At 70.9% G+C, this 21,514-nt stretch carries 22 protein-coding genes; 16 read left to right on the top strand and 6 right to left on the bottom strand.

The window, feature by feature from the left end; genetic code table 11:
* Positions 1 to 167: 167 nt before the first annotated feature.
* Entirely contained in the window at positions 168 to 3,707 is a 3,540-nt protein-coding gene (gene dnaE / locus HED23_RS25205) for a DNA polymerase III subunit alpha (RefSeq protein ID WP_203185656.1), read from the top strand.
* A gap of 79 nt (positions 3,708 to 3,786) precedes the next feature.
* Here the strand turns inward: dnaE and HED23_RS25200 are convergent, their stop codons facing one another.
* Positions 3,787 to 3,966: a hypothetical protein gene (locus tag HED23_RS25200; protein WP_203185655.1), complete on the bottom strand. Its 180-nt coding sequence runs from the start codon at positions 3,964 to 3,966 to the stop codon at positions 3,787 to 3,789.
* A 267-nt stretch (positions 3,967 to 4,233) separates the two neighbouring features.
* Here HED23_RS25200 and HED23_RS25195 point away from each other — a divergent pair, with 267 nt between their 5' ends.
* The 5 genes from HED23_RS25195 (at position 4,234) to HED23_RS25175 (ending at position 8,598) form a co-directional block, all read left to right on the top strand.
* Positions 4,234 to 5,490, top strand: a complete 1,257-nt coding sequence (locus tag HED23_RS25195) for an NYN domain-containing protein (RefSeq protein WP_203187629.1) — start codon at positions 4,234 to 4,236, stop codon at positions 5,488 to 5,490.
* A gap of 100 nt (positions 5,491 to 5,590) precedes the next feature.
* The gene (locus HED23_RS25190) at positions 5,591 to 6,574 is read left to right on the top strand and encodes an ABC transporter ATP-binding protein (RefSeq protein WP_203187628.1); all 984 of its coding nucleotides are present in this window, start codon (positions 5,591 to 5,593) and stop codon (positions 6,572 to 6,574) included.
* Positions 6,575 to 6,596: 22 nt separating this feature from the next.
* The gene (locus HED23_RS25185) at positions 6,597 to 7,478 is read left to right on the top strand and encodes an ABC transporter permease (RefSeq protein ID WP_203185654.1); all 882 of its coding nucleotides are present in this window, start codon (positions 6,597 to 6,599) and stop codon (positions 7,476 to 7,478) included.
* Positions 7,479 to 7,512: 34 nt separating this feature from the next.
* Positions 7,513 to 8,247, top strand: a complete 735-nt coding sequence (locus tag HED23_RS25180; RefSeq protein WP_238442105.1) for an ABC transporter permease — start codon at positions 7,513 to 7,515, stop codon at positions 8,245 to 8,247.
* A 177-nt stretch (positions 8,248 to 8,424) separates the two neighbouring features.
* On the top strand, positions 8,425 to 8,598 hold the full coding sequence (locus HED23_RS25175; protein WP_238442104.1) for a hypothetical protein: 174 nt from the start codon (positions 8,425 to 8,427) through the stop codon (positions 8,596 to 8,598).
* A 72-nt stretch (positions 8,599 to 8,670) separates the two neighbouring features.
* On the opposite strand, the gene HED23_RS25170 is transcribed toward HED23_RS25175, so the two are convergent.
* The 5 genes from HED23_RS25170 to HED23_RS25150 all read right to left on the bottom strand — a co-directional run bounded on the left by HED23_RS25170 (position 8,671) and on the right by HED23_RS25150 (position 13,293).
* On the bottom strand, positions 8,671 to 8,991 hold the full coding sequence (locus tag HED23_RS25170; RefSeq protein WP_203187627.1) for a TraR/DksA family transcriptional regulator: 321 nt from the start codon (positions 8,989 to 8,991) through the stop codon (positions 8,671 to 8,673).
* A 138-nt stretch (positions 8,992 to 9,129) separates the two neighbouring features.
* On the bottom strand, positions 9,130 to 9,630 hold the full coding sequence (gene ybaK, locus HED23_RS25165) for a Cys-tRNA(Pro) deacylase (RefSeq protein ID WP_203185652.1): 501 nt from the start codon (positions 9,628 to 9,630) through the stop codon (positions 9,130 to 9,132).
* A gap of 16 nt (positions 9,631 to 9,646) precedes the next feature.
* On the bottom strand, positions 9,647 to 10,423 hold the full coding sequence (locus tag HED23_RS25160) for an LON peptidase substrate-binding domain-containing protein (protein ID WP_203185651.1): 777 nt from the start codon (positions 10,421 to 10,423) through the stop codon (positions 9,647 to 9,649).
* 11 nt (positions 10,424 to 10,434) lie between these two features.
* Positions 10,435 to 11,469, bottom strand: coding sequence for a hypothetical protein (locus HED23_RS25155; RefSeq protein WP_203185650.1), 1,035 nt, complete (start codon positions 11,467 to 11,469; stop codon positions 10,435 to 10,437).
* A 222-nt stretch (positions 11,470 to 11,691) separates the two neighbouring features.
* Positions 11,692 to 13,293: an oxidoreductase gene (locus HED23_RS25150; protein WP_203185649.1), complete on the bottom strand. Its 1,602-nt coding sequence runs from the start codon at positions 13,291 to 13,293 to the stop codon at positions 11,692 to 11,694.
* Positions 13,294 to 13,453: 160 nt separating this feature from the next.
* On the opposite strand from HED23_RS25150, the gene hisD reads away from it, so the two are divergent.
* The 10 genes from hisD to HED23_RS25100 all read left to right on the top strand — a co-directional run bounded on the left by hisD (position 13,454) and on the right by HED23_RS25100 (position 21,462).
* Positions 13,454 to 14,776 carry a histidinol dehydrogenase gene (gene hisD, locus HED23_RS25145; RefSeq protein ID WP_203185648.1) on the top strand — a complete coding sequence of 441 codons (1,323 nt, stop codon included), beginning with the start codon at positions 13,454 to 13,456 and terminating at the stop codon, positions 14,774 to 14,776.
* Complete coding sequence (locus HED23_RS25140) at positions 14,773 to 15,891, top strand: histidinol-phosphate transaminase (RefSeq protein WP_203185647.1); 1,119 nt, start codon at positions 14,773 to 14,775, stop codon at positions 15,889 to 15,891. The genes hisD and HED23_RS25140 overlap by 4 nt, the downstream gene beginning before the upstream one ends.
* Positions 15,888 to 16,481, top strand: a complete 594-nt coding sequence (hisB, locus tag HED23_RS25135; RefSeq protein ID WP_073747726.1) for an imidazoleglycerol-phosphate dehydratase HisB — start codon at positions 15,888 to 15,890, stop codon at positions 16,479 to 16,481. The genes HED23_RS25140 and hisB overlap by 4 nt, the downstream gene beginning before the upstream one ends.
* The gene (locus tag HED23_RS25130; RefSeq protein WP_164493711.1) at positions 16,478 to 16,645 is read left to right on the top strand and encodes a hypothetical protein; all 168 of its coding nucleotides are present in this window, start codon (positions 16,478 to 16,480) and stop codon (positions 16,643 to 16,645) included. Before hisB ends, HED23_RS25130 begins: the two co-directional genes overlap by 4 nt.
* A gap of 9 nt (positions 16,646 to 16,654) precedes the next feature.
* Positions 16,655 to 17,296 (top strand): imidazole glycerol phosphate synthase subunit HisH, encoded by a 642-nt coding sequence (gene hisH, locus HED23_RS25125; RefSeq protein WP_203185646.1) that lies wholly within the window; start codon positions 16,655 to 16,657, stop codon positions 17,294 to 17,296.
* The gene (gene priA / locus HED23_RS25120) at positions 17,296 to 18,021 is read left to right on the top strand and encodes a bifunctional 1-(5-phosphoribosyl)-5-((5-phosphoribosylamino)methylideneamino)imidazole-4-carboxamide isomerase/phosphoribosylanthranilate isomerase PriA (protein WP_031099004.1); all 726 of its coding nucleotides are present in this window, start codon (positions 17,296 to 17,298) and stop codon (positions 18,019 to 18,021) included. The genes hisH and priA overlap by 1 nt, the downstream gene beginning before the upstream one ends.
* Positions 18,018 to 18,416 carry a RidA family protein gene (locus HED23_RS25115; protein ID WP_203185645.1) on the top strand — a complete coding sequence of 133 codons (399 nt, stop codon included), beginning with the start codon at positions 18,018 to 18,020 and terminating at the stop codon, positions 18,414 to 18,416. Before priA ends, HED23_RS25115 begins: the two co-directional genes overlap by 4 nt.
* Positions 18,413 to 19,168 carry an imidazole glycerol phosphate synthase subunit HisF gene (gene hisF / locus HED23_RS25110; RefSeq protein WP_203185644.1) on the top strand — a complete coding sequence of 252 codons (756 nt, stop codon included), beginning with the start codon at positions 18,413 to 18,415 and terminating at the stop codon, positions 19,166 to 19,168. Before HED23_RS25115 ends, hisF begins: the two co-directional genes overlap by 4 nt.
* Positions 19,169 to 19,356: 188 nt before the next feature.
* On the top strand, positions 19,357 to 20,280 hold the full coding sequence (locus HED23_RS25105) for an alpha/beta hydrolase family protein (RefSeq protein ID WP_203185643.1): 924 nt from the start codon (positions 19,357 to 19,359) through the stop codon (positions 20,278 to 20,280).
* Between the two features lie 255 nt (positions 20,281 to 20,535).
* Positions 20,536 to 21,462 carry an alpha/beta hydrolase family protein gene (locus tag HED23_RS25100; RefSeq protein ID WP_203185642.1) on the top strand — a complete coding sequence of 309 codons (927 nt, stop codon included), beginning with the start codon at positions 20,536 to 20,538 and terminating at the stop codon, positions 21,460 to 21,462.
* Positions 21,463 to 21,514: the final 52 nt, after the last annotated feature.

Here is a 21,514-nt window from a genome sequence, read left to right as displayed (position 1 = left end):
GGTCTTCCAACGCGCGACCGTACCCCGGAGTGCCCGCCGACTGTCACCTCGGAGACGTAGACTTCCACGCTGTCCCCCCAAGCCGTCATCTCCCACCGGTCGCCCGACCACCACCCCTCATCGAGGCGCTTCGCGCCGCCCTGAAACCGACCCGGAGGCACAGCGCCGTGAGCAAGCCGCCATTCACGCACCTGCACGTCCACACCCAGTACTCGCTGCTGGACGGTGCCGCGCGGCTCAAGGACATGTTCGAGGCGTGCAACGACATGGGCATGTCGCACATCGCGATGACCGACCACGGAAACCTCCACGGGGCGTACGACTTCTTCCACTCCGCGAAGAAGGCGGGGGTGACGCCGATCATCGGGATCGAGGCCTACGTCGCCCCCGCGTCGCGCAAGCACAAGCGCAAGATCCAGTGGGGCCAGCCCCACCAGAAGCGGGACGACGTCTCGGGTTCGGGTGGTTACACCCACAAGACGATCTGGGCGGCCAACAGCACCGGGCTGCACAACCTCTTCAAGCTCTCCTCGGACGCGTACGCCGAGGGCTGGCTGCAGAAGTGGCCCCGCATGGACAAGGAGACCATCTCCCAGTGGTCCGAGGGCCTCATCGCCTCCACCGGCTGCCCCTCCGGCGAGGTGCAGACCCGGCTGCGGCTCGGGCAGTTCGACGAGGCCGTCCAGGCCGCGTCCGACTACAAGGACATCTTCGGTGAGGGCAGGTACTTCCTGGAGCTGATGGACCACGGCATCGAGATCGAGCGCCGGGTCCGCGACGGGCTCCTGGAGATCGGCCGGAAGCTGGACATCCCGCCGCTCGTGACGAACGACTCGCACTACACGTACGCCAACGAGGCGACCGCGCACGACGCCCTGCTCTGCATCCAGACCGGCAAGAACCTCTCCGACCCCGACCGCTTCCGCTTCGACGGCACGGGTTACTACCTCAAGACGACGGACGAGATGTACGGCGTCGACTCCTCCGACGCCTGGCAGGAGGGCTGTGCCAACACCCTCCTGGTCGCGCAGCAGATCGACACCACCGGCATGTTCGAGAAGCGCGACCTGATGCCGAAGTTCGAGATCCCGGAGGGCTTCACCGAGATCACCTGGTTCCAGGAGGAGGTCCGGGTCGGCATGGGCCGCCGCTACCCGGACGGCGTTCCCGACGACCGGCAGAAGCAGGCCGAGTACGAGATGGACATCATCATCCAGATGGGGTTCCCGGGGTACTTCCTCGTCGTCGCCGACTTCATCATGTGGGCCAAGAACAACGGCATCGCGGTGGGCCCCGGCCGAGGTTCCGCCGCCGGTTCGATCGTCGCGTACGCCATGGGCATCACCGACCTCGACCCGATCACGCACGGGCTGATCTTCGAGCGCTTCCTCAACCCGGAGCGCGTCTCCATGCCCGACGTCGACATCGACTTCGACGAGCGCAGGCGCGTCGAGGTCATCCGGTACGTCACCGAGAAGTACGGCGCCGACAAGGTCGCCATGATCGGCACCTACGGCAAGATCAAGGCCAAGAACGCGATCAAGGACTCCGCGCGCGTCCTGGGCTACCCCTACGCGATGGGCGACCGGCTCACCAAGGCCATGCCCGCCGACGTCCTCGGCAAGGGCATCGACCTCAACGGCATCACCGACCCGAAGCACCCCCGCTACAGCGAGGCGGGCGAGATCCGGGCGATGTACGAGAACGAGCCCGACGTCCAGAAGGTCATCGACACCGCCAAGGGCGTGGAGGGCCTCGTCCGGCAGATGGGTGTTCACGCGGCCGGCGTGATCATGTCCAGCGAGCCGATCGTCGACCACGCGCCGATCTGGGTGCGGCACACCGACGGTGTGACGATCACGCAGTGGGACTACCCCCAGTGCGAGTCGCTCGGCCTGCTGAAGATGGACTTCCTCGGCCTGCGCAACCTGACGATCATGGACGACGCCATCAAGATGGTGAAGGCCAACAAGGGCGTCGACCTGGAGATGCTCGCCCTGCCGCTGGACGACCCCAAGACGTACGAGCTGCTCTGCCGCGGTGACACGCTCGGTGTGTTCCAGTTCGACGGCGGCCCCATGCGTTCGCTGCTGCGCCAGATGCAGCCCGACAACTTCGAGGACATCTCCGCCGTCTCGGCCCTCTACCGGCCGGGCCCGATGGGAATGAACTCGCACACGAACTACGCCGAGCGCAAGAACGCCCGGCAGGAGATCACCCCGATCCACCCGGAGCTGGAGGAGCCCCTCAAGGAGGTCCTCGGCCTCACCTACGGCCTGATCGTGTACCAGGAGCAGGTGCAGAAGGCCGCCCAGATCGTCGCCGGCTACTCGCTCGGCGAGGCCGACATCCTGCGCCGGGTGATGGGCAAGAAGAAGGCCGACGAGCTGGCGAAGAACTTCGTCCTCTTCGAGGCCGGTGCCAAGAAGAACGGCTTCTCCGACGCGGCGATCAAGGCCCTGTGGGACGTCCTGGTCCCGTTCGCCGGCTACGCCTTCAACAAGGCGCACTCCTCCGCCTACGGCCTGGTCACCTACTGGACCGCCTACCTCAAGGCGAACTATCCCGCCGAGTACATGGCGGCCCTGCTGACCTCCGTCAAGGACGACAAGGACAAGTCCGCGGTCTACCTCAACGAGTGCCGGCGCATGGGCATCAAGGTGCTCCCGCCGAACGTCAACGAGTCGGAGTCGAACTTCGCCGCCCAGGGTGACGACGTGATCCTTTTCGGGTTGACGGCCGTGCGCAACGTCGGGCAGAACGTCGTCGACTCGATCATCCGGTGCCGCAAGGCGAAGGGGAAGTACTCCACGTTCCCCGACTTCCTCGACAAGGTCGAAGCGGTCGTCTGCAACAAGCGCACCGTCGAATCGCTCATCAAGGCCGGCGCCTTCGACGAGATGGGGCACACCCGCAAGGGACTCGTCGCCCACCACGAGCCGATGATCGACAACGTGGTGCAGGTGAAGCGCAAGGAGGCCGAGGGGCAGTTCGACCTCTTCGGCGGCATGGGCGACGAGGCGAGCGACGAGCCGGGATTCGGCCTCGACGTCGAGTTCTCCGACATCGAGTGGGAGAAGTCCTACCTGCTGGCGCAGGAGCGCGAGATGCTCGGCCTGTACGTCTCCGACCACCCGCTCTTCGGCCTGGAGCACGTCCTGTCCGACAAGTCGGACGCGGCGATCTCGCAGCTCACCGGCGGTGAGCACTCCGACGGCGCGATCGTCACCGTGGGCGGCATCATCTCCGGCCTCCAGCGCAAGATGACCAAGCAGGGCAACGCCTGGGCCATCGCGACCGTGGAGGACCTCGCGGGCTCCATCGAGTGCATGTTCTTCCCCGCGACCTATCAGCTGGTCTCCACCCAGCTCGTCGAGGACACCGTCGTCTTCGTCAAGGGACGTCTCGACAAGCGCGAGGACGTGCCGCGCCTGGTCGCCATGGAGATGCAGGTCCCCGACATCTCCAACGCCGGGTCCAACGCACCCGTCGTCCTGACCATCCCCACGGTCAGGGTCACCCCGCCCATGGTCAGCAGGCTCGGTGAGGTGCTGAACAACCACCGGGGCGACACCGAGGTGCGCATCAGGCTCCAGGGCCCCCGTAAGACCACCGTGCTCCGGCTCGACCGGCACCGCGTCAAGCCTGACCCCGCCCTCTTCGGTGACCTGAAGGTGCTGCTCGGCCCGTCCTGCCTGGCCGGCTGACGCTCGGACCCGGACCCGCGAGAGGGGCGCCCCGCCGACCGGCGGGGCGCCCCTCTCGGCCTGTCGACCGCGCGGGCCGTCAGTTGTGGCCGAAGCGCTTCTGGTGCTTGCGGGCGACGTCGGCCGGGCTGCCCTGAGCCTGCGACTGAGTCTGGGTCTGCGACTCGTACGCCGTCGACTTGGCGTCCTCCGAGCCACGCTCCGCAGCGGACGCGCGGTCGTGCTGGCTGCTCTGCTTGCGGTTCTTGTTCTTCGCCATCGTGATGCCTCCTGTGGGAGATCTGGGGGTCCAGAACCGCTGTCAGACTCACATATCACCTCAAAAGCCGCATGTTGGATCATTACCGAGCGTAGTACGCGCGGTATGATGCGCGGTTCTCGGATCCGCCACGCCGATGATCGAGTTCCGGACCTTAAGCCCGGTGCCGTCGGGCAGACTCGAAGGAAACCCTGAGTAAGCAAACCCCGGGTCGGCGGACCACCCCCCATGTCCGGTCCCGCTGATCCGCTCCCGAACTGGAAGAGGGTGGAACGCGTGGACCGTTGCGTCGTCCTGGTGGACGCCGGCTACCTGCTGGGCGCAGCCGCGAGCCTGCTGGCCGGAGAGCCCGCCCGTTCCCGCATCACCGTCGACCACGCGGCCTTGATCCAGGGCCTGCGCGAGCGCGCCGAGGCCGACACGGAACAGCCCCTGCTGCGCATCTACTGGTTCGACGGCGCCCCCGACCGAGTGCCGCAGCCCGAGCACCGCAGGCTGCGGGTCATGCCGCGAGTGACCGTCCGGCTCGGTGCCCTCACCCGCAGTGACGGGCGGTGGGCGCAGAAGGGCGTCGACGCGGCCATGCACGCCGAACTGACCGAGCTGGCCAGGAACCGGGCCTGCTCCGACGTGGTGCTGGTGACCGGTGACGGCGATCTGCTGCCCGGGCTCATGTCCGCCAAGGAGCACGGCGTCGCCGTCCACCTCTGGGCCGTCCAGGCGGCGGACGGCGACTACAACCAGTCCGAGGACCTGGTGGCCGAGGCCGACGAACGACGGGTGCTCGACCGGGCCTGGATCACCAAGGCCGTACGGGCCAAGGAGACGGGCGGTGTCTGCCCGCCCCCGCCCGTCCCGCGCCCCGAGATCGCCGCGATCCTGTCCGCGCCGCTGCCCGAGGCCGCCCTCGCCGCTTCCGCGGAGCGGGCGTCGGAGGCCCAGGCCGCCGCCCGCAACGGCAGGCCCGCGTCCGCCGGGGACGCCGCGCCGCACACCCCGTCGGTGCCCGGCCCCAAGGGCGTACCCACCCCCAAGGACCTGGCGAGCCTGCGCGCACCCGTGCCCCAGGCCGCGCAGCACGTGCCGCAGCCGCCCGCGCCCAACGCGACACTGCGCTGGTCGTCGGACAGGGGCTGGGTCGAGCGCGGCGGGCCTCTCGGCGAACCGGCCGAGACCGCGTCGCTGCCGACCCTGGCCCAGCTCACCAGCGCGGAACAGCGCTGGGCGGACCGGGAGGAGGACATCACCACCGTCGGCGGCGACCCCTTCGAAGTCGGCCAGGTCTTCGCCCGCCGCTGGATGGAACGGCTGCCGGAGACGGTCCACCTGCAGAAGCTGTCCACGATGTACCCCCGCATCCCGCACCGCATCGACGGCGAACTGCTGAGGTACGCGGCCCGCTTCGGGCTGCTCGCACACAAGGACGACCAGATCGACGAGCACGACCGTTATGCCATCCGGGCGGGGTTCTGGCGGGAGATCGACGTACGGGCCGCCGCCGAGCACGCCCCCGCCGGGGAGTGAGCGGGGTGTCGCCGGCATGCCCCGGGCGAAATACGGGGCATCCGACCCCGTAGTCTCATACCTCGTGAGTACGGGCACAGCACAGGCACAGACCGGGACCGTGTGCGCGGTGCGTGATCTGGTCAAGACCTACCCCGCCGTCCGCGGCCGACGCGGCCGCGCCGCCACCCCCGAGGTGCGCGCCACCGACGGGGTGTGCCTCGATGTCCGGCGTGGCGAGATCTTCGGGCTGCTCGGACCCAACGGTGCCGGCAAGTCCACGCTCGTACGCCAGCTGACCGGACTGATGCGCCCCGATTCGGGGAGCGTCGAGGTGCTGGGACACGATCTCGTGCGGTATCCCGAGCGGGCCTCGCGGCTCATCGGCTACCTCGGCCAGGAGTCCACGGCCCTCGACGAACTGACCGTGTCGCTCGCCGCGGAGACCACCGGGCGGCTCAGGGGCCTGCCGGTACGGGAGGCGCGTGCCGCACGCGACGACGTGCTGGAGGAGCTCGGGATCACCGGGCTCGCCGGACGCCCGCTGAAGAAGCTGTCCGGCGGACAGCGGCGGCTCGCCTGCTTCGCCGCCTCGCTCGTCGGCGAGCGTCCCGTCCTGGTCCTGGACGAGCCGACGACCGGTATGGACCCCGTCGCCCGGCGCTCCGTCTGGTCCGCCGTCGACCGGCGGCGGGCCGAGCACGGGGCGACGGTGCTGCTCGTGACCCACAACGTCATCGAGGCCGAGACGGTCCTGGACCGGGTGGCCGTGATGGAGCGCGGCAGGGTCATCGCCTGCGACACCCCGGCCGGGCTCAAGGAACGGGTGGCCGGCGAGGTCCGGGTCGAGCTGGTGTGGCGCGAGCGCGCGCCCCTGGACGTCCCGGAGGTCGCCGCGCTCCGCGAGTCCGCCCAGGAGTCGGGGCGCAAGTGGGTGCTCCGGCTCGGGCCCGACGAGGCGCGGGCCGCCGTGGCCGCCGTGACCGGTGGGGCGGCCTTCTCCTCGCTCGACGACTTCACACTGGCCACGCCCAGCCTGGAGGACGTCTATCTGGCGCTCGGCGGGGACGCGGCCAGGGCCGGCGAGGGACTGGTGAAGGCGTGATCAGGACGGTGGACGTGTCGGGATGCGTGTCGGAGTCGAACGGGAGCACTGCCAGGTGACGAGCATCCTGCCCACGGAGTCCGGGAAGGTGACCGGGCCGAAGGCGCGGACCTCCGCCGCAGAAACCGGCCGGCCGGCCCGCACCGCTCCCGCGGCCCTCGCTCCGCGCGCCAGACTGCTTCCTTCGCTGGCCGCCGTGTACCGGGCCCAACTGTCACGGGCGAGGGTCGCGCGGATTCCGCTCCTCTTCGTCGCGACCTTCCAGTCCGTCGGGATCATGGTCTTGATGCGCGGGGTCGTCGACGGCGGGGCGGAGGCACGGGCTGTCGTCGCCGGGTCCAGCGTGCTCGTCGTGGCCTTCGTCGCGCTCAACCTCCTCGCCCAGTACTTCGGCCAGCTCCGGGCCGGTGGCGGACTCGACCACTACGCCACGCTGCCGGTACCGCCCGCCGCCGTGGTGCTGGGGGCGGCGGGTGCGTACGCCTCGTTCACCGTGCCCGGCACGATCGTCACGGCGGTGGCGGGCAGCGCGCTGTTCGGGCTGCCGATGACGCACCTGTGGGTGCTCGTCGCCGTCATTCCGCTCTCCGGGGCCGCGCTGTCCGGGCTGGGTGCCGCGCTCGGGCTGCTGGCGCCGAGGCAGGAGCTGGCGACGCTGCTGGGGCAGCTGGGCATGTCGGCCGCACTGCTGCTGGGCGTGCTGCCGGCCGAGCGGCTCCCCGGGCCGATCGGCTGGGCGCGTGATCTCCTTCCTTCGACGTACGGCGTCGAGGCGCTGTCCAGGTCCTTCGACACCCACCCCGACTGGGCGGTCGTCGCCCTCGACCTCGCCGTGTGCGCGGCGGTCGGTGTGCTCTCCCTCGCCGTGGCCACATGGGCGTACCGGCGTGCGGCGGTCCGGTGAGGCGTTGCCCGTGTCGGCCTGGCACGATGGCACGGTGACAGCACCGTTGACGCCGCCGCACCAGCCCCAGCCGAACGATCCGTGGCAGGCCCCGCCGTCCGGGTCCCACGCCTTGCCCGGCTCGAATCCCGGGGCGTCCGAGCGGCGTGCGGAGGTCCGGCAGGGCGCGGTGATCGCCGCGGTCCTCACCGTGGTGGGCGTGGGCCTCGGGCTGCTCTGGCTGTGGCTCGCGCCGCGGGTACCGCTCGTGTCCGACGACACAGCCGTGTTCCTCAAGAACAGCGAGGGCGAGGAGGCCATAGGCGCCGACGGCACGTTCGTGCTGCTGGCCCTCGCCTTCGGTCTGGTCTCGGCGGCCGGCGTCTTCCTGTTCCGCCGGCGCGGAGGCATCCCGCTGGTGGTGGGGCTCGCCCTGGGAGGGCTGCTCGGATCCCTGCTGGCATGGGGGATCGGCACCTGGTTCGGGCCGTCGTCCGACGTCGTGGCCCGTGCCAAGGAGGCCGGAAAGGGGGTCACCTTCGACGCGCCCCTGGAGCTGCACGCGGTGGGGGCGGCGATTCTCGCCTGGCCCATCGCGGCGATGATCGTCCACCTCGGGCTGACGGCGTTGTTCGGGCCGCGGGACCCCGAGCCCGAGTGGGAGGTCCCGTACGGGGCGCCCTGGGCCGAACCGGGGACAGCGGGCACATCCGGTCCTCCGGCACCCGGCGCCGCCGAGTGGCCGGGAGCGGGGGACGGCCCGCCGCCGGGCGGACCGGCGCGGCCCTGAGCGGGTTCGTCGAGCCCGTGACTTCCGGGACCGACGGCCGGGCAGTCACGATGTCCGCCGGTCGTCCGCGGCCCCGTGGGGCCGCCACGTCGCCTTTCCGCAGCCAGGTCGCCGTTTCCTGTTTCCTCCCCGGGGTCAGGGGCAGGCGACTTGGTGAGCACCTACGAAAGGACCGACATGAGTGCCGGAGAGAAGAGCAAGGCCAAGACCGAGCAGATCGTCGGGAAGGCCGTCCGCAAGGTGGCCCACGCGGTCGGTGACGACACCACCGCGGCCAAGGGAGCGGCACTGGAGGCCCGGGGCAAGGGCCGGGGCACCAAGGAGAAGTCGAAGGACGCCTTCAAGCGCTGACCCTTGCCGGGAAAGCACTTGCCGGGAAAGCACCTGCCGGGGAAGGTGCTTCCCCGGACCGTGCGGTCGGCGTCAGCGGGGCGCTCCGGCGCAGCGGACACAGGTCGTCGCTGCCGGACGCACCTCCAGACGGCCCGGCGGGATCAGCTCCCCGCACCCCTCGCAGCGACCGTAGCCGCCTCGCTCCAGCCGCTCCAGCGCATGGTCCACCGCATCCAGGTGGTCCCGTGCCTGTGCCAGCAACGAGGCGACGTGAGCCCGCTCGAAGGCGGTGCTCGATCCCTCCGGGTCGTGCTCGTCGTCGACCGCCACCAGCGCGTTCGCCTCGACGATCCCGTCGAAATCACCGAGCAGCGCCGCGATCCGGGCATCCGTCTCGCGGCGTTCCGCCATCAGCCGCTCGTGGACGGGCCCGTGGTCACCCGGCCCGGCGCGCGCAGACGAAGAGGAATCGTTCACCTGCGCGACAACGGCCGCGCCCGCTTCCGCATTCCGTGCGCCCCGCGAACCGTCCGCACGGGGACGCCTCCGCTACGCCCGGCCGATCTCGGCCAGGGACGCGCCCGTCAGGGCGGCCAGATCCGAGGCGGACAGTTCGACCTCGAGCCCGCGGCGACCCGCCGAGACACAGATCGTGGGGTGGGCCCCGGCCGACGCGTCCAGCACCGTACGCAGACGTTTGCGCTGGCCCAGGGGAGAGATGCCGCCCCTCACGTAGCCCGTGGTGCGCTCCGCCGCCGCCGGGTCCGCCATGGCCGCACGCTTGCCGCCCACCGCCGATGCCAGTGCCTTCAGATCTAGTGATCCGGCGACGGGGACGACGGCGACGACCAGTTCGCCGTCGACATCGGCGACCAGGGTCTTGAACACCCGCTCGGCGGAGACCCCGAGGGCCTCGGCCGCCTCCTCCCCGTAGGACGGGGAGGAGGGGTCGTGGTCGTACGAGTGGACCGTGAACGCCGCGCCGGCCGCGGTCAGCGCGACCGTGGCCGGGGTCCCGCCGGGCTGCTGCTTCCTGGACTTCTTCGCCACCGGGCAGGTCCTCGGGTCAGTTGGGGTAGGTGGGGTCGCGGGTCAGGTCGATCGCGGGCAGCGACGGGAGGTGCCGGATGACGGCGGTCTCCTTGCGCAGGAGCGCCAGCTCCTCCCGCAACCGGGTCGCGGTGTCCGGGGCCTGGAGCAGCCGCTGCTTCGACGGGACGTCGAGGACGGCGGCCGCGGCCACCAGATACGAGACGACGGACGGGTCGTCCGGCAGGTCCGCGCCGGTCGTCAGCGAACGCTCGCTCGCGCCCGCCAGCCGCTTCTGGTAACTGCGGAAGGCGCGCAGGACACCTTCCGCCAGGGCTCCGGCCTCGTCCGTGGGCGAGTCCTCGCCCTCCGCGGCCCCCGGGTCCTCGGGCAGTTCCTCGACCTCGGCAGTCAGGAACGGGCCGCTCGCGTCGACGGACAGCAGCCGGACCCGGGTCGTGCCGGTCGCCAGGACCTCGTAGCTGCCGTCGGCGCGCTCACGGATCTTGGCCGCCTCCGCGACGCAGCCCACCCGGTGAAAGGTCTGGAGGGGATCGGGTCCGAAGCCGTCGCCCGGGGCGCGCTCCACGGGAGGCGCGGCGGACACGGTGTCCGGCATCCCGGTGGCCGTCGGGGCGGTCTCGCGGCCGTCGCGGATCGCGACCACCACGAAGCGGCGCGGTTCGTCCTCGTCGATCTCGAGCAGCTCGCGCATCATGGCGCGATAACGCTCCTCGAATACGTTGAGCGGCAGCACGAGGCCGGGGAACAGCACCGCGTTCAGCGGGAAGAGGGGCAGGCGAGCGGTGGTCACAACGGCCAAGCCTAATGGCCGCGGCGCCCGCCGTGTTCCGGCCTCCCGCACAGGGGTGTCGCAGAGGCCACCTGGAGCCGCACGGCCGCCCGCGCGTCGAGGAATCCCCCGAGCGCCTCCCCGGTGACGGACGCCCACGGGAACGAGGTCGCGTACGGCCCGATCAGCCGGAACTGCTCCAGTGCCTCGGCAGCCCGGTCACGTGCGACGAGGACGTAGGCGAGGAGGTTGCGGACCTCCGCCGCCCACGGATCACCGGCGGGGAATCCGGCCGAGAACCTGATCGCGAGGTCGGCGGCGGCGTCGACCCGGTCCTCCTGCACGGAGTTGGCCCGCGCGGCCGCCTCCTCGTCCCGCAGCAGGGCGAAGGCCGCTCGAACGGGGAGTGCCTGCACCAGGGAGTCCCCGGCGGCGTCCTCGGCCGCCCGCTCGGCGAAGTCGAAGCATTCGCGATGGGAGCCGTACCACTCGGCCGACAGGTACCGGAGAGCGGCGACGTGGCTGCCGTAGTGGTGCGGAGCGCGGCGCACGGCCTGCTCCCACAGCGACTCGAAGACCGTGTGCGCGGCATGCGTGCCACGGGCGTGGTCGAGCGCCAGCCGCCACGGGACCGGGTCACGGGGATCGGCCTCGGCCGCAGCGGTGATCAGGGGACCCACCTCGCGCAGCAGCTCGGCATGGGCGGGGGACTCCCACGCGCGGCGCACCGCCAGCGCGGCTTTGACGAGAAGGGCGTCCGGGTCTCGCGGGGCGGCTGCCAGCCAGCAGGTGAGCCAGTCGTCGCGACTGCGCGCGAAGGCGACCAGCCGGGCCAGGGTGCGGTCTCGGGTCTCCCAGTCGGCGGCGTCCCTGGTGGTGGCGAGGAGCTTGGCCGCGGGCTCGAAGTCGCCCAGGGCGGCCGCCACCAGCGCGGGGGAGAGGCGTTCGTCGGGGGCGTCGAGCATCACCGCGTCGTCCGCCGGCAGCCCGGCCGACAGCCCGGGGCCGTACTGGAACGCGCGCGCGGAACTCAGCAGTGCGCGGAGGAAAGCCATGGTGCAGACCATTGAAAAGCCCTGGTCTGGGCGGCGCCAGAGGGCCACTGTGAAGCTTCTGTAGCGAGTGGAAGGGTTGCCCTGGGCGAGGTCAAGAAAGAGCAAAGGAAGCGCCTGTATCCGGCTTGATCCCGACCTTCCGGTTGCCGATGTCCACCCCTCCTGCCGGGCCTCGACCGGCCTTTCGACCACTGCGCCGGACGGGCCGCACCCGGGCTGGGCGCCGCCCTCCGGTCAGCCGCGCCGCAGCAGCCGGGAGGCGCCCGCCGCCACCGTCGTGGCCAGTATCCACCCCAGCAGGACGAGAGCCGCCGCCGTCCACTGCCAGCCCCCCTCCAGGAGCCAGTAGCCGTCCTGCCCGAGATTGATCACCGGCACCAGCAGATCCAGGGCGTACAGCGCCGGATTCCACTGGGGATGCTCGTCCCCCTTGATCGACTCCGGGCGGTAGTGCGAGAAGGCCACCGCCCCCGCCGCCCAGAGCACCGCCATCCAGACGAGGGCGCGCCCCGGCCGGTAGCCGTACGCGACCGCCCAGTCCTGCAGATAGCCCCAGATCCTTCCGGCGGGCGGCAACGTCTCCCGCCGGCGCCGCTGCTTGGCCAGCAGCACCTCGCGGGCGTCCGCGTCCTCCCCGCAGCTGCGGAGCACCGCCGCCAGGCGTTCGTACGGCTCCGGTACGTACTCCGGGGTTGCCGCCAGCACCCATTCCAGGCGCCGGGACAGCGGGAAGTGGCCGTACGGGACGAGGTTCTCGTACACGAAGCCGCTCATCGCCAGGCCGCCCGGACCCGGCCAGCTGGTCGACACATCGATCAGGGTGACGACCTTCGCGCCGTTGAGCACGACCCGGCCCTCCCTCGGGCGCTCCGCGTTGAAACGCAGCTCGGGTGTGACGATCCGCCGCAGCGACAGCTCCTCACGGTCGGCGAGCACGAACCGTGCCTTGTGCAGGTCCACCGCGTCCCCGAACCGCCCGTCGTCGAGCCTGACAGCGCCCCTGCACTCGAATGCCTGCGAACGCGTCCCGCGCACCGGACCACCGCCCCGCGCCACGCCGAACGGGGGAGTGGTGCCCTGGTTCCCCGTGTCGATGCTCACCCAGGCCTCCGTCATGTACAGCGTGCGCTCCACGCTCAGCTGCGGGGCGTTCAGCGCCCGCCGCCCGTCCGTGGCGCGCAGCCGGCTGCCGCGCAGGCTCAGCGAACCGCCGACCTTCGCGCCGCGCAGGCTCAGCTCGCCCCGGGTGTCGATCATCTCGGCCTGGAGGTCCTGAGCCACCGACATCCCGTCGCCCACGAAGGCGCGGCCACGGCGGTCGGGGCCGATCCGGATCTGGTTGATCAGCAGGTCCGTGCCGATCTGGGCGTCCGTCAGCCGGATACCGCGCTCGACACGGCAGCGGGGCAGATGCAGATCGCCCTCCGTGTGCAGCCGGGCCGCGTCCAGCCTCGGCACCGCGCACCCCACCATCCGCAACGTCGTGAAATGGCACTCGGGCAGCACCACCTCCTGCTCGAAGCGGCAGCCGGTCAGCTCCACGTAGGGCGAGACGCGCCCGCCCGCCAGATCCAGCTTCCCCGTGATGCGGACGCCCCTGAGCTTCAGGGCCGCCACCCGGCCCGGCCGCGCCGCCGGACCGCTGAGCAGCAGCCGGGCGACCGTCCTGGCGCCGACGCTCCGCTCGGGCCCCCAGCCGTGGGGGGCGAAGGGGTCGTCACGCACGGGGTCGTGGGAGCGCAGATCGTAGGTGGTGCCGTTTCGGAAGGACTGCCACATACCCAGCTCCGCGGCGCTGAGCCCGTCGGGGATCTCGCCGTCCTGCGGTTCGGTCATTGCCTCACCTCCGCCCGCGCGGTCCTTCCCGCGCTTCGTACAGTCGTTCTTCCCTCTGTGTGACCGTGCGAAAGCTAACGGTCAGCAGTGACAGCCGGGACATGTATCAGCCAGTGATACGGACGACCGGAGCCCGGATACGGTCTGAGAGAATTGCGGTGTGATCTCTCGAATCGATCTGCGCGGCACCGCCCTCCCCGAGGGCGGCGCCCTGCGCGACCTGCTGCCCCGTGCCGAGTTCGACGTGGAAGCCGCCCTGGAGACGGTGCGGCCCATCTGCGAGGACGTACGCCATCGTGGCTCGGCGGCAGTGATCGACTGGGGGGAGAAGTTCGACGGGGTGCGGCTGGAATCCATCCGGGTCCCCGCCGGTGCGATCACAGGGGCCCTGGAGACGCTCGATCCCGCCGTGCGCGCCGCCCTGGAGGAGTCGATCCGCCGCGCCCGCCTCGTCCACCGTGAGCAGCGCCGCACCACGCACACCACCCAGGTCGTCCCCGGCGGCACGGTCACCGAGAAGTGGGTGCCGGTCGAGCGCGTCGGGCTGTACGTCCCCGGCGGCCGCTCGGTCTACCCCTCGTCCGTCGTCATGAACGTCGTACCCGCCCAGGAGGCGGGCGTCGAGGGCATCGCCGTCGCGTCCCCGCCGCAGAAGGAGTTCGGCGGACTGCCGCACCCCACGATCCTGGCCGCCTGCGCCCTCCTCGGCGTCGACGAGGTGTACGCCGCCGGCGGCTCCCAGGCCGTCGCGATGTTCGCGTACGGCACCGAGGACTGCCTGCCCGTCAATCTCGTCACCGGCCCCGGCAACATCTACGTCGCCGCCGCCAAGCGCCTCCTCAAGGGCCGCGTGGGCATCGACGCCGAGGCCGGACCGACCGAGATCGCGATCCTCGCCGACGCGAGCGCCGACCCGGTGCACGTCGCCGCCGACCTGATCAGCCAGGCGGAGCACGACCCGATGGCCGCCGCGGTGCTCGTCACCGACTCCGAGGAGCTGGCCGCCGCCACCGAGGCCGAGCTGGCGCCGCAGATCGCGGCGACCAAGCACGTCACCGACCGGATCGAGCCCGCACTGGCCGGACGCCAGTCCGCGATCGTGCTGGTCAACGACCTGGAGGACGGCCTCAAGGTCGTCGACGCGTACGCGGCCGAGCACCTGGAGATCCAGACGGAGAACGCCGCCGCCGTCGCCGACCGGGTCCGCAACGCCGGCGCCGTCTTCGTCGGCCCCTGGTCGCCGGTCTCCCTCGGTGACTACTGCGCCGGCTCCAACCACGTCCTGCCCACCGGCGGCTGCGCCTGCCACTCCTCGGGCCTGTCCGTGCAGTCCTTCCTGCGCGGCATCCACATCGTCGACTACACCCGCGACGCGCTCGCCGAGGTCACCCACCACGTCGTGACCCTGGCCGAGGCGGAGGACCTCCCCGCCCACGGCGCCGCACTCAAGGCCAGGTTCGGCTGGAAGGTTCCGCAAGCGTGACGAACAGCAGCAACCCCTGGGACGAGCTCCCGATCCGCGACGAACTGCGCGGCCAGTCCCCGTACGGGGCGCCCCAGCTCGACGTACCGGTCCGGCTGAACACCAACGAGAACCCGTACCCGCTGCCCGACGCGCTCGTCGACCGCATCGCCGAGCGGGTCCGCGAAGCCGCCCGCGACCTCAACCGCTACCCCGACCGCGACGCCGTGGAGCTCCGCACGGAGCTCGCCCGCTACCTCACCCGCACCGCGGGACACGAGGTCGCCGCCGCCAACGTCTGGGCGGCCAACGGTTCCAACGAGATCCTCCAGCAGCTGCTTCAGACCTTCGGAGGCCCCGGGCGCACCGCGATCGGCTTCGAGCCCTCGTACTCGATGCACGCCCTCATCTCCCGGGGCACCGGCACCGGCTGGATCTCCGGACCGCGCAACGAGGACTTCACCATCGACGTCGCGGCCGCGAAGAGGGCCATCGCCGAGCACCGGCCCGACGTGGTCTTCATCACCTCGCCCAACAACCCGACCGGCACCGCCGTGGACGCGGACACCGTCGTGGAGCTCTACGCCGCCGCCCAGGCCGCCGGTCCCTCGATGGTCGTCGTCGACGAGGCCTACGGCGAGTTCAGCCACCACCCCTCGCTGCTGCCGCTGACCGAGGGCCGCCGTCACCTCGTGCTCTCGCGCACCATGTCCAAGGCCTTCGGCGCGGCGGGGCTGCGCCTGGGCTACCTCGCCGCCGACCCGGCCGTCGTCGACGCGGTCCAGCTGGTGCGGCTGCCCTACCACCTGTCCTCCATCACGCAGGCCACGGCGCTCGCCGCCCTGGAGCACACCGATACCCTGCTCGGGTACGTCGCGCAGCTCAAGAGCGAGCGCGACCGGCTGGTCGACGGACTGCGGGAGCTCGGCTTCGCCGTCACCGACTCGGACGCCAACTTCGTCCAGTTCGGCCGCTTCGCCGACAGCCGTACCGCCTGGCAGCAGATCCTCGACCGGGGCGTCCTGGTCCGGGACAACGGCGTACCGGGGTGGCTGCGGGTCTCCGCGGGAACCCCGGCAGAGAACGACGCGTTCCTCGATGCGGTGCGCGAACTGAAGAAGGAGCACGACGCATGAGCCGCGTAGGCAGGGTGGAGCGGACCACCAAGGAGACCTCCGTGCTCGTCGAGATCGACCTCGACGGCACCGGCAAGGTCGATGTCGCGACCGGGGTCGGTTTCTACGACCACATGCTCGACCAGCTCGGCCGCCACGGGCTCTTCGACCTCACGGTCAAGACCGAGGGCGACCTCCACATCGACTCGCACCACACCATCGAGGACACCGCCCTCGCGCTCGGCGCCGCCTTCAAGCAGGCCCTCGGCGACAAGGTCGGTATCTACCGCTTCGGCAACTGCACCGTCCCGCTGGACGAGTCGCTCGCCCAGGTCACCGTCGACCTCTCCGGCCGCCCCTACCTGGTGCACACGGAGCCGGAGAAGATGGCGCCGATGATCGGCGAGTACGACACGACGATGACCCGGCACATCCTGGAGTCCTTCGTCGCCCAGGCGCAGATCGCCCTGCACGTCCACGTCCCGTACGGCCGCAACGCCCACCACATCGTGGAGTGCCAGTTCAAGGCGCTGGCCCGCGCCCTGCGCTACGCCAGCGAGCACGACCCGCGCGCAGCCGGAATCCTTCCGTCCACGAAGGGCGCCCTGTGACCGGCCTCAACACCGTTCTGATCATCGTCGGCCTCTTCCTGGCCGGTGGCGTCTACTCCTTCTGGAAGCAGGGCATGCCCAAGGGCGTCGTCGTGCTCCTCGGGATCGGGTCCGTGATGTGCCTGGTGGCGGGCATCATGCGGATCCAGGGACTCTGGGACTGAGGTAGCACTGTGAGCGACAAGAAGAAGATCGTCGTCTTCGACTACGGCTTCGGCAACGTCCGTTCCGCCGAGCGGGCCCTCGCCCACGTCGGCGGAGACGTGGAGATCACCCGCGACTTCGACACCGCGATGAACGCCGACGGGCTGCTCGTCCCCGGCGTCGGCGCCTTCTCCGCCTGCATGGCGGGTCTGAAGCAGGCGCGCGGCGAATGGATCATCGGCCGCAGGCTCTCCGGCGGCCGTCCCGTCATGGGCATCTGCGTCGGTATGCAGATCCTGTTCGAGCGCGGCATCGAGCACGGCGTCGAGACGGAGGGCCTCGACGAGTGGCCCGGAACCGTCGGACCGCTGAAGGCCGACGTCGTACCGCACATGGGCTGGAACACCGTCGAGGCCCCCGAGGACTCCCAGCTCTTCGCGGGGCTGGACGCCGAGGCCCGCTACTACTTCGTGCACTCCTACGCGGCGCACGACTGGTCCCTCGAAGTGACCAACGACAAGATCCGTGCCCCCAAGGTCACTTGGTCCACGCACGGAGAGCGGTTCGTGGCCGCCGTGGAGAACGGCGCGCTGTGGGCCACCCAGTTCCACCCAGAGAAGTCCGGCGATGCCGGCGCCCAGCTGCTGACCAACTGGATCGAGACGCTGTAATGCCGAAGCTTGAACTGCTCCCCGCCGTAGACGTACGCGACGGACAGGCCGTCCGCCTCGTGCACGGCGAATCCGGCTCCGAGACCTCCTACGGCTCGCCCCTGGAGGCGGCCCTCGCCTGGCAGAGCTCCGGCGCCGAGTGGCTGCACCTCGTCGACCTGGACGCCGCCTTCGGTACCGGCGACAACCGCGCGCTGATCGCCGAGGTGGCCGGCGCCATGGACATCAAGGTCGAGCTCTCCGGCGGCATCCGCGACGACGCCTCGCTCGCCGCCGCCCTCGCCACCGGCTGCCGCCGGGTCAACCTCGGCACCGCCGCCCTCGAGACCCCCGAGTGGGTCGCCAAGGTCATCGCCGAGCACGGCGACAAGATCGCCGTCGGTCTCGACGTCCGCGGCACGACGCTGCGCGGCCGAGGCTGGACCCGTGACGGCGGCGACCTCTACGAGACGCTGGCCCGCCTCGACTCGGAGGGCTGCGCCCGCTACGTCGTGACCGACATCGCCAAGGACGGCACGCTGCAGGGCCCCAACCTCGCGCTCCTCCGGGACGTCTGCGCCGCCACCGACAAGCCCGTCGTCGCCTCCGGCGGCGTCTCCTCACTGGCAGACCTGCGCGCGATCTCCCTGCTCGTCCCGGAAGGGGTCGAGGGAGCCATCGTCGGCAAGGCGCTCTACGCGAAGGCGTTCACCCTCGAGGAGGCCCTCAAGGCGGTCGCCGCATGACGGACTCCGTACGCCGCGTGTCCTCGGGCGCCCCCTGGGAGGAGAAGTTCGGCTACTCCCGCGCCGTGGAGCTCCCGACCGGGCTCGTCCTGGTCTCCGGCTGCACGTCTGTGGCCGACGGCCAGATCCTGGCGGGCAGCCCCTACGAGCAGGCCGTCGCCTCCTTCCGGGTCGCCTTCGACGCCCTGAAGCAGGTCGGGCTCGGCCGGGAGGACGTCGTCCGCACCCGTATGTACATCACGCACGCCCGGGACGTCGACGAGGTGGGCCGCGCCCACAAGGAGCTGTTCGACGACGTCCGCCCGGCCGCCTCCATGATCATCGTGTCCGGCTTCGTCGACCCCTCCCTCGTCGTCGAGGTCGAGGTCGAGGCCTACCGGGCAGGTGAGCGATGACCCTCGCCGTACGGGTCATCCCGTGCCTGGACGTCGACAAGGGCCGCGTCGTCAAGGGCGTCAACTTCCAGAACCTGCGCGACGCCGGCGACCCCGTCGAGATGGCGAAGCTGTACGACGCCGAGGGCGCCGACGAGCTGACCTTCCTCGACATCACCGCCTCCAGCGGTGACCGCGAGACGACGTACGACGTGGTGCGCCGCACCGCTGAGCAGGTCTTCATCCCGCTCACCGTCGGGGGCGGGGTCCGCACCCCCGACGACGTGGACAAGCTGCTGCGCGCCGGGGCCGACAAGGTCGGGGTCAACACGGCCGCCATCGCCCGCCCCGAGCTCATCCGCGAGATCGCCGAGCGCTTCGGGCGCCAGGTGCTCGTGCTGTCCGTCGACGCCCGGCGCACCCCCGAGGGCACCTTCGAGGTGACGACCCACGGGGGCCGCAGGGGCACCGGCATCGACGCCGTCGAGTGGGCGCACCGGGCCGCGGAGCTCGGCGCGGGCGAGATCCTGCTCAACTCGATGGACGCCGACGGCACGAAGGACGGCTACGACACCGAGATGATCAAGGCGGTACGGGCCCACGTCACCGTCCCCGTCATCGCCTCCGGCGGTGCGGGCAGCCTCGCGGACTTCCCGCCGGCCATCGACGCGGGCGCCGACGCAGTCCTCGCCGCGTCCGTCTTCCACTTCGGTGACCTGCGGATCTCCGAGGTCAAGGGCGCTCTGCGGGAGGCCGGGCACCCCGTTCGCTGACCCCGGTCAGTGAGATGGCCGACCGGGAAGACCGGCGATCTCGCCGATGTCCGCCCGGAGGGAGCACCGCCAGAGTGGCGCCGTCAACGAATGACGACGCCACCACGCGGTGCTCCCCCGAAGGCCCCCGGACGACTGGGCTCCGGTTGCCGCGGTGTGGTCCGCCACAACCGAGAGGATCCCCCCTCGTGCAGCAGCACCTCCCCTCCGGCGACATCTCCCCGCGCCACCGGATGTCGAAGAGCCGCTCCCGCACCATCAAACTCGCCGTCGCGGCTGCGGCCGCCACGGCCGGTCTCGTCACGGCGCTGATGCCGGGCGCCCAAGCCGCCGAAAACCCTTACGAGCGTGGTCCGGCGCCGAGCAACTCGAGCATCGAGGCGAGCCGTGGCTCGTACGCCACCTCCCAGACCTCCGTCTCCTCGCTGAGCGTCAGGGGCTTCGGCGGCGGCACGATCTACTACCCGACGTCCACGTCGGACGGCACGTTCGGCGCGGTCGTGATCTCGCCCGGCTTCACCGCCTACCAGTCCAGCATCGCCTGGCTCGGACCGCGCCTCGCCTCACAGGGCTTCGTGGTGTTCACGATCGACACCAACACGACCGCGGACCAGCCGGCCAGCCGTGGTGACCAGTTGCTCGCGGCGCTGGACTACCTCACCGAGGACAGCTCGGTCCGCAGCCGCATCGACGCGTCCCGGCTCGGTGTGATGGGGCACTCGATGGGCGGTGGCGGCACGTTGGAGGCCGCGAAGGACCGTCCTTCGCTGAAGGCGGCGATCCCGCTGACCGGTTGGAACACGGACAAGACGTGGCCGGAGGTGCAGACCCCGACGCTGATCGTGGGCGCGGACGGTGACACGGTGGCGTCCGTCACCACGCACTCGGAGCCGTTCTACAACTCGCTGCCGAGTTCGCTGGACAAGGCGTATCTGGAGTTGCGGGGTGCCACGCACTTCACCCCGAACACGTCCAACACGACGATCGCGAAGTACAGCATCTCGTGGCTGAAGCGCTTCATCGACAACGACACCCGCTACGAGCAGTTCCTCTGCCCGATCCCGTCGGCCAGCCTGACGATCGCCGAGTACCGGGGCAACTGCCCGCACTGATCCTGACCGACACGACCGGGGCCGGACCGCGCGACGCGGTCCGGCCCCTTCGTGCTGCCCCGCCGGCCCGGCTCGGTCACGGGCGCGCAGCGAAGACCGGCGATCTCGCCGATGTCCGCACCGGGGAACCACCGCGAAAGTGGCGGCAGGCCAACGAACGACGGCGCAACCGACGCGGTGCACCCCGGAAGGCCCCCGGACGACGGGGCCGCCGACTGCCGCGGTGCCGTCCCGCCACAACCGAGAGGAATCCCCGTGCAGCAGCACCTCCCCTCCGGCGACATCTCCCCGCGCCACCGGATGTCGAAGAGCCGCTCCCGCACCTTCAAGGGCGCCCTCGCCGCAGCGGCGGCGACCGCCGGTCTGCTCACCGCGCTCGTCCCCGGCGGAGCCCAGGCCGCCGACAACCCGTACGAGCGTGGTCCGGCGCCGAGCAACTCGAGCATCGAGGCGAGCCGTGGTTCGTACGCCACCTCCCAGACCTCGGTGTCCTCGCTGCTCGTCAGAGGCTTCGGCGGCGGCACGATCTACTACCCGACGTCCACGTCGGACGGCACGTTCGGCGCGGTCGTCATCTCGCCCGGCTTCACCGCTTACGAGTCGAGCATCGCCTGGCTGGGCCCGCGTCTCGCCTCGCAGGGCTTCGTGGTGTTCACCATCGACACCAACACCACGCTGGACCAGCCCGCCAGCCGTGGTGACCAGTTGCTCGCCGCGCTGGACTACCTCACGGAGGACAGTTCGGTGCGCAGCCGGGTCGACTCCTCGCGGCTCGGTGTGATGGGGCACTCGATGGGCGGTGGCGGCACGTTGGAGGCCGCGAAGGACCGTCCTTCGCTGAAGGCGGCGATCCCGCTGACCGGTTGGAACACGGACAAGACGTGGCCGGAGGTGCAGACCCCGACGCTGATCGTGGGCGCGGACGGTGACACGGTGGCGTCCGTCACCACGCATTCGAAGCCGTTCTACAACTCGCTGCCGAGTTCGCTGGACAAGGCGTATCTGGAGTTGCGGGGTGCCACCCACTTCACCCCGAACACGTCCAACACGACGATCGCGAAGTACAGCATCTCGTGGCTGAAGCGCTTCATCGACAACGACACCCGCTACGAGCAGTTCCTCTGCCCGATCCCGTCGACCAGCCTGACGATCGCGGACTACAAGGGCAACTGCCCGCACTGATCCGGGGGGCGACCGGGGCCGGACCGCGCGTACCGCGGTCCGGCCCCTTCGT

Origin of the sequence: Streptomyces pratensis (genome assembly GCF_016804005.1) — a bacterium.
In the GTDB taxonomy this organism is placed as follows: Bacteria; Actinomycetota; Actinomycetes; order Streptomycetales; family Streptomycetaceae; genus Streptomyces; species Streptomyces pratensis_A.
This window is presented reverse-complemented; position numbering and strand designations above follow the sequence as displayed.

Coding starts and splice junctions, on each gene's coding strand:
- HED23_RS25175 (WP_238442104.1), top strand. CDS start 8,425: ATGAGTGCCGGAGAGAAGAGCAAGGCCAAGACCGAGCAGATCGTCGGG.
- HED23_RS25150 (WP_203185649.1), bottom strand. CDS start 13,293: ATGACCGAACCGCAGGACGGCGAGATCCCCGACGGGCTCAGCGCCGCG.
- HED23_RS25185 (WP_203185654.1), top strand. CDS start 6,597: ATGCGTGTCGGAGTCGAACGGGAGCACTGCCAGGTGACGAGCATCCTG.
- priA (WP_031099004.1), top strand. CDS start 17,296: ATGCCGAAGCTTGAACTGCTCCCCGCCGTAGACGTACGCGACGGACAG.
- HED23_RS25200 (WP_203185655.1), bottom strand. CDS start 3,966: ATGGCGAAGAACAAGAACCGCAAGCAGAGCAGCCAGCACGACCGCGCG.
- hisF (WP_203185644.1), top strand. CDS start 18,413: ATGACCCTCGCCGTACGGGTCATCCCGTGCCTGGACGTCGACAAGGGC.
- HED23_RS25115 (WP_203185645.1), top strand. CDS start 18,018: ATGACGGACTCCGTACGCCGCGTGTCCTCGGGCGCCCCCTGGGAGGAG.
- HED23_RS25170 (WP_203187627.1), bottom strand. CDS start 8,991: ATGGCGGAACGCCGCGAGACGGATGCCCGGATCGCGGCGCTGCTCGGT.
- hisB (WP_073747726.1), top strand. CDS start 15,888: ATGAGCCGCGTAGGCAGGGTGGAGCGGACCACCAAGGAGACCTCCGTG.
- HED23_RS25155 (WP_203185650.1), bottom strand. CDS start 11,469: ATGGTCTGCACCATGGCTTTCCTCCGCGCACTGCTGAGTTCCGCGCGC.